A 12,558-nucleotide genomic window follows, 5' to 3' on the forward strand; every position below is an offset into this window, starting at 1 on the left:
TCCCGCTGAAAATCAGGTTTGTCTGGGTGTCTCGCGCCTGTTTCACCCTACGCAGCGCATTCGGTTGAATCGGAACAAACGAATACAGCAGGGCCGTCAAGGTAGACGGGTTGACACTGGAAAGATGCAGAGGCATTAAATGCGCCGCTCGCCCCTCCCCCGAGTGCCGCGCCTCTCATTGACAGCGCGACCTTCCCCCCTGGACGTGCTTCATGGATTTTCGAGCTCAGCTGGACTCGCCGCTCTTCACCCACTTCATCTCCAACTACGCCCATCCCACCGGGGCGGACCTGCTGGGGCGGACGGAACCCTTCTTCGACTGGCAGGAGTCGCGTCGGCAGGCGGGGCTCTGGCCGTACTCGCGCAGCCTGGAGGCAGCCCCGAAGGCGGAGTGCGGTGTGCGCAGCGAGACGGGGGCGACGCGCCAGGGGCTGAACTTCGGCTCGCAGGACTACCTGTCGCTGTCCACGCACCCGGCGGTGGTGGAGGCGGCCCAGCGGGCCATCCAGGACTACGGCCTGCACAGCGCGGGCTCGGCCATGCTGGGGGGCAACACGACGCCGTCGCTGATGCTGGAGAAGGCGCTCGCGGAGCACCTGCAGATGCCGCACGTGGCGCTGTTCTCCACCGGCTGGGGGGCGGGGTTCGGCGTCATCGCCGGGCTGGTGCGGCCGGACGACCACGTGGTGCTCGACGCGCTCTCGCACGCGTGCCTCCAGCAGGGCGCCGCCGCCGCGACGACGAACGTGAGCCGCGTGCCGCACCTCAACAACCGCGCCATGAAGCGCAAGCTCCAGGAGATTCGCGCCCGGGACACGAAGAACGCGGTGCTCGTCGTCACCGAGGGTCTGTTCTCCATGGACTCGGACGTGCCGCGGCTGGAGGAGCTCCAGGCCATCTGCCACGAGCACGGCGCGACGCTGCTGGTGGACGTCGCCCATGACCTGGGCGCGCTGGGGCCCCGGGGCACGGGCAGCCTGGGCGTGCAGGAGATGCTGGGGAAGGTGGACCTAATGGTGGGCGCCTTCTCCAAGACGTTCGCGACCAATGGTGGCTTCGTGGCCACGCGCTCGCCGGCGGTGCGTCAGTTCATCCGCATCATGGGTGGGCCGCACATCTTCTCCAACGCGCTGCTGCCCATGCAGGCCGCGGTGGTGCTGGAGTCCCTGCGCATCGTCCGCTCCGAAGAGGGCGCGGCGCTGCGCGCGAAGGCGGAGGAGAACGTCCTCGCGCTGCGCGGCGCGTTCCAGGCTCGCGGCGTGAAGTGCCTGGGCGAGCCGTCCAACGTGGTGCCCGTCCAGGTGGGCGACGCGAAGGTGGCGCGGCTGGCCTCGAAGAAGGTGTTCGAGCGCGGCATCTTCGCCAACCTGGTGGAGTACCCGGCCGTTCGCGTGCGCGAGACGCGCTTCCGCATGCAGGTGATGGCGGCCCACACGCTGGAGCAGGTGCGCCAGGCCGCCGACGGCGTGTGCGACGCCATCGACGAGGCCCGGACGGAGCTGGAGGTGCGGCCGAGCGCCTCGCGCCCGGTGCGCCGCGACAGCCGCGCGCAGGTGGAGCTGTAGCCTCACCGCCGCCCGGGCGGCTCAGGTGTCGTCGAGGCTGGCGGCGCGCAGGTGCGTGACGTCGCCCCAGGTGACGAGCCGCCACGCGCCCTCGTGGTAGTCGAACTGGTTCCACCCGGCGTTGAGCACGGAGAAGGTGCGCGGCGCCGAGTGGGGAATCCCCAGGCTGTGGCGGAACAGGAGGCTGAGTACGCCTCCATGCGTCACCACCACCAGTCGCTCACCGCGGTGGCGCGCGCCCAGCTCCTCCAGGCACTCCACCGCGTGGCGCAGCCGCTGGGCCGTGCTCTCCCCGCCGGGGACGACGTAGTCCGGCGCGCCTCCCGAGTACGCCGCGAAGACGTCCGGGTGCCGCAGGCGCGCCTCGTCCCGGGTGAGGCCCTCGAGGATGCCCAGGCCCCGCTCGCGCAGGCGTGTGTCGGGCTGGACGGTATGGCCGGTACGCGCGGCGATGCGCCGGGCCGTCTCCAGGGCCCGGCCCAGGTCGCTGCAGTAGAGCGCGGAGAAGGACACCGGCGCCAGACGCGCGGCCAGGGCGTCCGCCTGGCGCAGCCCCACCGTGCTCAAGGTGCTGTCCTGGTGTCCCTGGAGGCGCCCCAGGGAGTTCCACTCCGTCTCTCCGTGGCGGAGCAGGATGAACTCGGTCGTCATGGTGCTCCAGCGTCGCCCCGGGGCGGCGCCTGAGTCCAGCACTCAGCGCGTCCGCTCCAGGTGGGTGATGCCTTCCTCCAACAGGGCCGCCACGCCGCGCTTCACCACGTGCACCACCTTGCGGCTGTAGGCGGGCCCCCCGTGTGTGTAGTGGCCGCTGACCTTGTGGTGCAGCTCCGTGGCGCCCCACACCAGCACCAGGTCCGCCCAGTCCAGGTCGCTCCGGGCGCGGTCCGCCGTGCGGCGCTCCGTGCCGTCCACCATGCGCAGGTCAATCTGGTGGCCGAGCTTCGCCTCCAGCTCCTCGCGCACCGCGGGCGAGCCGCCCACCACCACCACGCGGCGCACGCCGTAGCGCTGGCAGGTCTCCACGAAGGCCACCTCCGCGCGGCGGTTGGCCGAGCCACCACACCGCTCGCAGTGCAGCCGCGGCTCGATGCGAAGCGGCTCGCGGCCGCTGGCCTGGGCCACCTTGAGGCACGCGGTGTCCGCGCACACCGGGAAGAAGCGCTCGGTCAGCAGGCCCGCCGCCTTCAGCAGCTTGGGCTCGCTCATCCGCTGTTTCCCGGGCCGCGTGAGGCCCGCCTCCTCCAGCACCGCGCGGGCCCGGACGCGGGCGTCCGGCAGGGTGATGCCTCGCGCGGCCATCCACTCGTCGATGTCCCGGTCGGCGCTCATGACTTCACCGCCGGTCGGGAAGCGGCCACGGGGAAGAGCTCCGCCTGCGCGGCGGAGGGCGCCGTGGCGGTCGGCAGGCCCAGGGCCTCGCGCACCGGCGCGAAGCTGCGCCGGTGGATGGGCAGCACGCCCTTCTCACGCAGGGCCTGGAGATGCTGCGGCGTCGGGTAGCCCTTGTGCGCGGCGAGCCCGTAGCCCGGGTACTGGACATCCAGCTCCGCCATCCAGCGGTCTCGCGTCGTCTTCGCCAGGATGGAGGCCGCGGCGATGCTCAGGGAGAGCGCGTCACCCTTGATGATGCCCTGCTGGGGCACCGCGCACTCCGGCACCGTCCGCGCGTCCACCAGCAGGTGGTCCGGCTTCACCGCGAGCCCCTCCACCGCGCGGCGCATGGCCAGCAACCCCGCGTGGTAGATGTTGATGCGGTCGATCTCCTCGACCTCCGCGCGGCCCACGGCCCAGGCCACCGCCTCCTGCTTAATGGCCACGGCCAGCGCCTCGCGCTTCTCGACGTCGAGAATCTTCTTCGAATCGTCCAGACCCTTGAGCCGGAACCCCCTGGGCAGCACCGCCGCGGCCGCGACCACCGGGCCCGCGAGCGGGGCCATGCCGGCCTCGTCCACGCCGGCGATGTGCACGACGCCTTGCTCCCACAGCGCCGTCTCGTAGCGGAGCAGGCGGCGCAGGCGCTGGCCCTCCGCGCGGTTCTTCTCCTGGCGGGAGCGGATGCGCCGGGCCAACGCCCGGGCGCCACTCCGGCTGTCCGCGTCCAGCGCCTCCAGCAGGCCAGCGGGGACGGGGTTCGCCTGGGTGACGAAGCGCGCGGTCAGCTCGGACAGCGCGCACTGGAGCAACTGTTCCACGGATTCGGCGGACATGACGTGGGCCCGGACCTACCTGGAACGTGTGCCGACAGGCCCCCCTGAAGAGGAAACGCACTCGCAGCGGCAACACGTCCCCACCTTCCCATGCATGGAGGAGGCCGACGGGAAGGCCTCCCTGAAGGCAGGGTGGGCCAGACGCGGGGCGGGCTGACGAGCGTCACGCATGTCGACAGCCGTACTCCATGGGGCGGGTGGAGCACAACCTCCCTCGCGTCCATCCTGCGGAATCCGGAAAGCCCTGGCTGTCGCCACTTTGCGCGGTGCGGCCCTACGGATTGAGCCGGAGCTGCACGGTGGCCGGCTCGGGCCTGCAGTTGCAACTGTCACACAGCCACTCGACCTGCTGCGCCGGGGACACCTTGGCGCCCGCGGTGGCCACCACCCGCACCGGGCTGGGCGCGAGCGATTCGTTGATGGCGGTGGTGACGCCCCGTTCATCCGTGACGCCGGTGATGCTCACGTTGGATGTCACGTTGGTGCCGGTGACCGTCGCACCGCGAATGTGCGCGCCCTCCGCGGACACCACCTCGACCCTGAGCGACACCAGCTCTGCCTCGCAGTCGTCCACCGCGCGCTGTACGCGCGGAGCCTGGTCACATGCCGCGAGGAGACCCAAACCCATGAACCCTAGAAGCCAGCGAGCGCGAACCATGCCAGGAAGGGTGATGCTGGCGTTCAGGCGAGGCAACGTCTGTATCAGTCGGAAGTCGGAGCCACGCGCTCGCGTGCGAAGCGCGCCGCTGCCGTGTCTGGGTAACGGTGGAGCACGTAGCGGTAGACTTCTTCCGCGCGTGGGATGTCTTGCATCCGCTCGCCCAGCACGCGCGCCAGGAGGACCAGCGCGCGGGGCGCGATGGGGTCTTCCGGTGCCACGTCCGCCGCGGATTCCAACGCCTGTACCGCCAGTGGGAAATTTCCTTCCGTGGCCGCGGCCTGACCGACGAACAGATGATGCGCCGGAGGCACACGCACGTGCGGCTGCTGCCGCAAGGTGGCATAGAGCGACATCGCGAGCGGAACGTCGCGGGCATCCACGGCCGCCGCCAGCGCCGCCAGTGCGTCATTCGCCGCCTTCTGTGTGGGCGTCTCCACCTCGACGAAGGGCGCCGCTTCGCCCGCGTTGGGAAAGAGCGCGTCCTCCCGCAGGGGCGAAGCCTGATGCTTCGGCGGCGTGGCGCCGAGCACGGGCTCCAGGTACTCGCGGTCCAGGCCGTAGCCCAGCGCGTCCCCGCGGGTGTAGAGGACCAGCCCCAGGACGTGCGCGGTGGTGAAGGGGACGACCAGCGTGACGGCCTCCGCCAGCAGCCTCGAGACGAGGAGCACGTCCATCCAGAGCAGCGCGTCGGCCAGCCCATGCGCCAGCAGGTGCACGACGCCCAGCACCGCGAGCCCGCCGACGAGGACCGCATAGTCGCGACCCAGCTTGCGCACGAGCCGCATCGCGGCTCGCACGTTGACGAGGGTGCTGACGGGACTGCCCGCCGCGGTGAGCAGCAGCACCACGGGGAGCCAGGCGAGGGCGAGCAACACCAGTCCCCACAGCACCGGGTCCGTCACCGGGAACTCCGAGAAGGGGCCGAGCAGCGCGGAGTAGAACGGCTTGCCCTCGGAGGCTTCCAGCAGGAGGGGGCGCACCAGGGTGGCGTAGACGAGCGCGGGCAGCCACACCAGGGCGAACGTCACCATCCCCATGAGGCCAGGGACGATGCCGTCCTGGATGTAGTTGCTGTAGTCCGGCGTGCTCAGCTCCATCTCCCCTCGAGCCGACTCGCGCGCCAGCTTGTAGAAGGTGGCCCAGAAGACGCTCCAGTACATGAGCAGGGTGATGGGCTTGAGGAAGATGATGGTCATCTCCGTCAGCCACCCGAGCACCATCAGGGGGATGCTCACGGCCACCAGGACCTGCAGGCCCGAGGTGGAGAACACGTAGCGCCACGCCGACTTCATCCGCTGCGCCAGCGGCACGCGGCGGCGGTGCGTGAGCAGCGGCTCGGCGACGTCACCACACTGGCGGCAGGACACCAGCTCCACCGTCTGGGCCCGGCGCCCCACGACACAGTCGGGACACAGCGGTGCCTCGCAGGCCGTACAGCGCCACCCCGCGCGCGCCGAGCGGTGGTTCCGGCACGAAAGGAGAGGGGTATCCAGCGGGACGACGTTGTTCGGCTGCGGGCTCATGGCCCCGGCAGACTACGCCTGACCGGGGGCATCCTCCCAGGGGGCACCGAGCCACGCCTGGTATGCCGCCTTCTGGGCGTCGGTGGGCCGTTCCACGCGCGCCAGCCATGCGGCCTCGGCCGGCTTCGTGCCCAGCACCACGGGAATCTCCAGCAGCCGGTCCCGGCGGAACACCGTGAGGCGCACCGTCTCTCCGGGCCTGCGGTCCTCGCAGCGGCCGAGGAGGCTGTTCCCATCCACCCGCCAGCCATCCAGCGCGACGAGCTCGTCTTCTACATAGAGGCCCGCGTCCTGCGCCGGCGAGCCGTCCAGCACCCCGGAGATGGTGCCGCTGCCCCGGATGGTGAGGCCCAGCCACCCCCTGGGCCTGCCTTCGCCCGTCCTGCCTCTCGGCGGCGGTGTGCCCCCCTTGTCGCTGGCGGACTCGCGCGGCCGGAAGCACACCTCCAGGCCCACGTGCGAGAAGACGGAGTAGTCCAGGTCCTGCGTGCTGCGCAGGGCCCGGTCGAAGAAGGGCGAGAGGTCCACCCCCGCCACCTCGCTCGCCGTGGCCTCCACGCCGCCCTCGGGAACGCCGGAGCCGTCGCCGTAGCGCTGCCACAGCAGGCGCACCACGTCGTCCAGGCTCCGGGCGTCGCCCGTGGCGCGGCGGATTTCCAGGTCGAGCAACGCGGAGACCACCTCGCCCTTGAGGTAGTAGGAGATGGCGCTGTTGGCCGAGTTCTCGTCCGGGCGGTAGTGCTTCACCCACGTCACCAGCGAGGCGTCCGCCAGCGTCTGCACCCGGCGGCCGGGCGTGGCCTGGAGCAGGGTGAGCGTCTCGCCCAGGCGCGTGAGGTAGCGCGGCGCGGACATCAACCCGGCGCGCCGCACGAAGAGGTTGTCGTAGTACGCGGTGGTCCCCTCGAAGGCCCACAGCAGCGTGGTGTAGTTCTCCTGCGCGTAGTCGAAGGGCACCAGCGCGCGCGGCTTCACCCGCTTGATGAACCACAGGTGGAAGTACTCGTGCGCGACCAGGGTGAGCAGGTCCTCCCAGCCGCGGCTGCTGGAGAGCCCGGCGCGCGGGAAGAGCAGGGCGGTGCTCGCCTTGTGCTCCAGTCCCCCGCGGCCCCGGTCGGTCAGGTACAGGAGGATGAGGTAGCGCGGCATCGGCAGCACGCCGAACACGCGGGCCTGGCACTCGCAGATGCGCTGGAGCTCCGCGCACAGCCGCTCCGGGTCCGCCACGGTGTCGCCCCACACGACAATCTCGTGCGGCACACCCTCCACGCTGAAGGTGAGCGGCGTGTGCGGACCGACCTCGAAGGGGCTGTCCACCAGCTCGTCGTAGTCGCTCGCGACGAAGCTGTCCGCGCGCTGTCCCAGCGCGCAGAACGTCTTCCACCCCGGCGGCGCGTCCACGGTGACGTGGTGCTCGAGTCCGCGCGTGGCCTCCGTGTAGAGGAACGTGGCGGCGCCGTTGAAGTAGGCGTGCGAGCCGTCCAGGTGGTTGGTGCGCACCGTCAGCTCGTTGGCGTAGACGCGGTAGCGCAGCGTCGCCGCGAGCCCCTTGGCCTCCACCCGCCAGGTCCGCTTGTCCGTGCGCCGCACCGGCAGCGGCGTGCCATCCGGCGCGTGGGCCGTGACCTCCTGCACCTGCCGCGCGAACTCGCGCACCAGGTAGCTCCCTGGCGTCCACACGGGCAGTACGGCGTCGAGCACCTCGGGGCCTCCCGGAAAGGAGGCCTCCACCTCGAGGAGGTGCGAGTGCGGCCGGGGCATGGAGACGCGGTAGCGGACGGCTGGGTGCATGAGCGAAGTCTCTCTCCCCCCAGGCCCCAGGCTACTTCGCCCGGACGAGGACCGCGCCGAAGAAGCCGTCCGTACCGTGGGTGTGGGGCGCCAGGCGCAGGAAGGGGCCGGGGCCCACCTTCTCGCCCAGCTCGGGGCCCAGCAGCTCGGCCACCGGCTTCACGGTGAAGTCGGGGTGCCTGGCGAGGAAGTCCTCCACCACGCCTTCGTTCTCCTCCCGCAGCACGCTGCAGGTACCGTAGATGAGCCGGCCGCCCGGCTTCACCAGCCTGGCGAAGCGGGCCAGCAGGGCCTTCTGCCGGCCCACGTGCATCTCCAGGTCCTCCGGCGTGAGGCGGTAGCGCGCGTCGGGCTTGCGGCGGAAGGTGCCGGTGCCGCTGCACGGCGCGTCCACGAGCACCCGGTCCGCCTTGCCCTTGAGAGGTGTGAGCGCGGCGTCGGCCTCGGGGCCCTCGTGGGGGATGAGCTGGGTGCGCACGTTGTGCACGCCCGCGCGGCGCGCGCGCTTCTTCAGGTCCTCCATGCGCCGCTCATCCACGTCCAGCGCGTGCAGGTCGCCCCGGTTCTTCATCTGCGCGGCCAGCTGCAACGTCTTGCCACCCGCGCCCGCACAGGCGTCCACCACGCGCGTGGGCGGTGCGTCCACCAGCATGCCGAGCAACTGGCTGCCCTCGTCCTGGAGCTCCATCAGCCCTTCGCGGAAGCTCTCCAGGGAGAAGGCGTTGATGCGCGTCTCCAGCACCAGGCCGAGCGGGGACAGGGGCGTGGGCGTCACCTCCACGGACTCGGCCCGCAGCCGCTGCGCCAGCGCGTCCCGGTCTCCCTTGAGGAGGTTGGCGCGGGCGACCAGGGGGGCACGCTCGTTCATCGCCTCCGCGGCGCGCGCGGCGTCCCGGCCGAAGGTCGCGAGGAAGCGCTCGGCGAGGAAGTCCGGCAGCGACGCGGCGATGGGGAAGTGCGCTCGTGGGGGCATGGCCTCCAGGCCGGCGGCGGCTTCCGGCAGCGCGCCCAGGGCCGCGGCATCCGCGGGGGCCAGGGCGGACTGCCGGGCGACCAGGCCATGGGGCTCGCCGTAGAGGACGCGCGAGGCCGCCAGCCGGAGCACGTCCTGGCGCGAGGTCTCCAGGGTGTCGAAGCGCGGGTGCGCGCGGGACAGCAGGAAGTCCACGGTGCGCTGGCGGCGCAGCAGGCCGTACACGCGCTCGGCCACGGCGCGGCGCTCGTTGGAGTAGAGGTTGGCCTTGCGGCGCAACGTGAAGTCCAGGGCCCGGTCCGCCATGCGGCCCTCGTGCCGGACCGAGCCGTAGGCCTCAAGGCAGGCCTGGAGGACCAGGTCCTCGCGCAGGGGCCGCTCGGGGCGCTCGGAGGGGGCGGGTTTCTTCCCGGACGGGGCGCTGGACTTCTTCGGGGCCGACCGCGAGGGCGGGCGGGACTTGCGATGGGTGGCCATGACGGAATGCGGCTTTGCATTCCCCAGGCCGGGTTGACAAGCGCGGAAAGCAATTCCGACCTGGGGGCGGGGCGCGTGGGCGGGGCGCCTCTCGTGCCGCCCTGCCCGGACGGTGCCTATGGGCGACGCCGCCGACAGAGGAGACCCGAGGCCAGCAAGGCCAGCGCCGCCGGGAGGAGGGTGGCCGTGGGGCCCGCGGCGCAGCCGCCGCTCGCGCCCGGCGTGCCCGGGGTTGGTACGCCCACGTCGGGGGCACCCGGCTCTGGCGTACCCGAGTCCGGCGCGTCCTCCCCATCATCTGGGGACTCCGCCTGGGCCACCTGGACCAGGGCGGTGGCCGTCTGCTTCACCGTGCCCCGAGTGGCGGTGGCCGTCACCGTGTACTGGCCCGGGGTGGCGAAGACGTGCTCCACCTGTTCGCCCTCGGCGGCGCCTCCGTCGCCGAAGTCCCAGGTCACCGTCGCGTCCTGGAGGGTCGGGGTGGCGCGGAAGAAGGCCTGGTGCGGGGCCACGCCTCGCTCGCCCTCCACCACCAGCGTCATCTCACCGGCGGGCGGCTGCTCCTGCGGGGGCAGCTCCTTCTCCAGCGTGAAGCTGTCCACCGTGCTGCCATCCACGCCCAGCAGCTGGGCGGTGAGCGTGCCGTCGACGACCGTCACGTCCAGGAAACCGTAGGACTGGTTGTCGCGGATGACGCTCCAGTCCGGCTTGGAGCCGGGGAGATCCCGCAGCGTCGCGCCGCCACCGCCCACCACGAGGTACGGGATGCCGCGCTCGCCAGCGCCGGCGATGGCGTCGCCCTTCATGGGCTTGCTGCGCTCGTAGTTGTGGTCATGGCCCGTGAGCACCAGGTCCACGCCGTACTTCTCCATGATGGGGCCGAAGTGGCGCCGCATGGAGAGCTGTGAGCCGTGCTCGCCGCTGGACCAGGGCGGGTGGTGGAAGAAGACAATCTTCCATGGCTGCGTCGAGCCCGCGAGGTCCCGCTCCAGCCACGCCTTCTGCGCGTCGCGCGTGCAGCGATCCGCGGACGCCAGGCCCACGGCGCAGTTGGAGTCGAGCGCCACGAAGTGCACGTGTCCCCAGTCGAAGGAGTAGTACCGCTCCGAGCCCTCCGGGTTGTTGGTGGGGAGGTAGAGGTTGTCCAGGTAGGGCTGGCCCTGGTTCGTCACGTACTCGTGGTTGCCCAGCGCGGCGAAGAAGGGCACCTCGGCCAGCAGGGCTTCCATCGGCACGAAGAGGTTGTTCTGGATTTCGGCCTCGGTGCCGTCGGCGTAGGCGTTGTCGCCCAGCGCGATGAACAGCTCCGCCTTCCGCTGGACCATGGCCGCGGTCACCTTCCGCTGGGCCGAGCCACCCGTGCCGAAGTCTCCCACCGTGATGAAGTGCACGCTGCGCGTCCCCGGCACGGGCGCGGTGCGGAAGCGCTTGGGCGGCGTGCGCAGGCCACAGGCCAACACCTCGTACGTGTACTCGGTGCCGGGCTGCAGGCCGGTGAGCACCACCGCGTGCGCCTTCCCGCTGTCCTGGGAGACGGCGGCCTGGTCGGCCGCCCCCTCGCCGTAGCGCACCTCCGGCGTGCAGTTCGATGCGAGCCGGAACGCCACCGTCGCCGTGTCGGGACCGACCTTCTGCAGGTAGGGGTCCCGGTACAGCGTCCCTGCGCTCGCGGTGCTGGCCATCAGCGCCAGCGAGGCCGCCAGGGGTGCAAGGTAAAAGGGGGTCTTCCGGTGCATGCGGCCTCCTCCCGAACAAGCTCGGGATGGAGGCGCAACCGTTCAACCGCTGACCTTCATCCTGCCCCCCCTCCCGGGAGGAGGCGGCGGAGCGAGGCCCCGTGCCGCCGCCACCTCCCCGGGCGGGCCTACTTCTTGATGTCGTACGAGACCAGGTCCTCGGTGCGTTCCCCCTCTTCACGCACCTTCCCGATGCCGGGCACGAGCCAGTAGTAGCGCGTCTTGTCCTGCTTCACCTCGCCCTGGTTGTTGACCTTGTCGCGCTGAATCTTGACGGCGTTGGTGAAGGTGCCCGCGCGCGTCTGCACCGTCACGCCCGTCTCCAGCACCTTCCAGATGTACGTCGGGTCCTTCTGCTCCTGGGAGCCGTCGCCCATGCTGATGTACTCGAGCACGTCGCTCCGGTACGTCCAGGGCAGGGCATCCGGGACGCGGGCCACGGACTTCACCGTGGCGGGGTTCCAGGTGGTGGAGCGCAGCTGCTGGCCGTCCCGGTAGTCGTCCTCGCGCAGGCGCACGACGAGGCCATTGGTGAGCTCCACCTGCCACGAGTATTCCTCGTAGACGAAGCCGTTGAGCACGCGGTCCTGCCGGCTGTGCACCTGGATGGCGTTGATGCCGGGCTGACCGGGGACCTCGCCCGGCCCCACCACCGTCACGCGCTTCTGGAAGTTGCCCTGGACGGGGTCCTGGATGTCATAGACCCACGTCGAGCCCGTGGTCAGCGGCCACATCGACTGGGACGCGGCGGGCTCCTCGTCGTTGCCCTGCCCACCAGGGCCGCCCGGCTCGACCGGATCCCCTGGAAGGACGTCGCCACCCGGCGCGGGCCCTTGCGCGTCACCCCCGGGCAGACTGTTGCCGCCACACGCCACCAACCACCCCGCCGCGAATGCGGCCACCCAGCTGCGCCTCATACCCGCTCCTCCCGTGTGCTTCTCGGATTCATCGCCGTCCACCGCAAGCCGCGCAGGGCCGACCCCTCGGTGCGGCCCAGCGCCGCGACCAGGGAGCCCGGCTCCGGCTCCTCCACTTCCAGCTCCAGCCGCCGCCCGTCGAAGTCGAGCGCGCAGCTCTTCACCATGACGTTCCGCTCGCCCAGCGCGCGGCGCAGCATGGCCTCCGCGCCCACCAGGTCGTCCGACTGTGCCGACAGCAACAGCCGCTGCTTCGCCGTGGCCGGTGTCTCCTCGCGGTTGAACAGGTCCAGGACGAAGAGCAGGGCCATGACGAACAGCATCCCGACGGAGGCCAGCCCGAGGCTGCCGTGGCCGCAGGCCATGCCCAGGCCAATCATCAGGAAGAGGATGGCCGCGTCGCGCGGGTCCTTGAGCCCGGAGCGGAACCGCACGAAGCCGCCCAGGCCCACCAGGCCGAAGGCCTTCGCCAAGCTGTCGCCGATGACGGCGGTGATGACCGCCGCCGCCGCGCACAAGAGCACCTGTGCCTGAATCATGTCCGCCTTCGGCAGGGCCCGCTTCATGAGCAGGCGCCAGGGGCGCAGCGACAGCAGCGCGCCGATGAGGGCCGCCGCCAGCATCCGCGGAAGGATGGCGGCGATGGACAGCGTGCTGAGCTCCGCCTTCGCTCCCTCGAAGAGGGCTGAGAATGGGGCATCCATGATG

The 12,558-nt window shown here is 71.2% G+C and carries 11 protein-coding genes; 1 reads left to right on the plus strand and 10 read right to left on the minus strand.

Annotated elements, in window-relative coordinates; all coding sequences use genetic code 11:
• Positions 1-212: 212 nt before the first annotated feature.
• Positions 213-1,565 carry an aminotransferase class I/II-fold pyridoxal phosphate-dependent enzyme gene (locus VZL07_RS27775; RefSeq protein ID WP_426750810.1) on the plus strand — a complete coding sequence of 451 codons (1,353 nt, stop codon included), beginning with the start codon at positions 213-215 and terminating at the stop codon, positions 1,563-1,565.
• 21 nt (positions 1,566-1,586) lie between these two features.
• On the opposite strand, the gene VZL07_RS27780 is transcribed toward VZL07_RS27775, so the two are convergent.
• The 10 genes from VZL07_RS27780 to VZL07_RS27825 all read right to left on the minus strand — a co-directional run bounded on the left by VZL07_RS27780 (position 1,587) and on the right by VZL07_RS27825 (position 12,554).
• The gene (locus VZL07_RS27780) at positions 1,587-2,216 is read right to left on the minus strand and encodes a histidine phosphatase family protein (RefSeq protein ID WP_426750811.1); all 630 of its coding nucleotides are present in this window, start codon (positions 2,214-2,216) and stop codon (positions 1,587-1,589) included.
• 42 nt (positions 2,217-2,258) lie between these two features.
• Positions 2,259-2,894, minus strand: coding sequence for a hypothetical protein (locus VZL07_RS27785; RefSeq protein WP_426750812.1), 636 nt, complete (start codon positions 2,892-2,894; stop codon positions 2,259-2,261).
• Complete coding sequence (locus VZL07_RS27790; protein ID WP_426750814.1) at positions 2,891-3,772, minus strand: ribonuclease HII; 882 nt, start codon at positions 3,770-3,772, stop codon at positions 2,891-2,893. The genes VZL07_RS27785 and VZL07_RS27790 overlap by 4 nt, the downstream gene beginning before the upstream one ends.
• A gap of 274 nt (positions 3,773-4,046) precedes the next feature.
• Positions 4,047-4,400, minus strand: coding sequence for a carboxypeptidase regulatory-like domain-containing protein (locus tag VZL07_RS27795; RefSeq protein WP_426750815.1), 354 nt, complete (start codon positions 4,398-4,400; stop codon positions 4,047-4,049).
• 74 nt (positions 4,401-4,474) lie between these two features.
• On the minus strand, positions 4,475-5,956 hold the full coding sequence (locus tag VZL07_RS27800; protein WP_426750816.1) for a hypothetical protein: 1,482 nt from the start codon (positions 5,954-5,956) through the stop codon (positions 4,475-4,477).
• A gap of 12 nt (positions 5,957-5,968) precedes the next feature.
• Positions 5,969-7,747, minus strand: coding sequence for a M61 family metallopeptidase (locus VZL07_RS27805; protein WP_426750817.1), 1,779 nt, complete (start codon positions 7,745-7,747; stop codon positions 5,969-5,971).
• Between the two features lie 31 nt (positions 7,748-7,778).
• The gene (locus VZL07_RS27810; protein WP_426750818.1) at positions 7,779-9,197 is read right to left on the minus strand and encodes an RsmB/NOP family class I SAM-dependent RNA methyltransferase; all 1,419 of its coding nucleotides are present in this window, start codon (positions 9,195-9,197) and stop codon (positions 7,779-7,781) included.
• Between the two features lie 116 nt (positions 9,198-9,313).
• Positions 9,314-10,933, minus strand: coding sequence for a metallophosphoesterase (locus tag VZL07_RS27815; protein WP_426750819.1), 1,620 nt, complete (start codon positions 10,931-10,933; stop codon positions 9,314-9,316).
• 128 nt (positions 10,934-11,061) lie between these two features.
• Positions 11,062-11,850, minus strand: coding sequence for a hypothetical protein (locus tag VZL07_RS27820; RefSeq protein WP_426750820.1), 789 nt, complete (start codon positions 11,848-11,850; stop codon positions 11,062-11,064).
• Positions 11,847-12,554, minus strand: a complete 708-nt coding sequence (locus VZL07_RS27825) for a DUF4956 domain-containing protein (protein WP_426750821.1) — start codon at positions 12,552-12,554, stop codon at positions 11,847-11,849. Before VZL07_RS27825 ends, VZL07_RS27820 begins: the two co-directional genes overlap by 4 nt.
• Between the last annotated feature and the right edge of the window lie 4 nt (positions 12,555-12,558).

It is taken from the genome of Pseudomyxococcus flavus, assembly GCF_050038885.1.
Taxonomy (GTDB): domain Bacteria; phylum Myxococcota; class Myxococcia; order Myxococcales; family Myxococcaceae; genus Myxococcus; species Myxococcus flavus.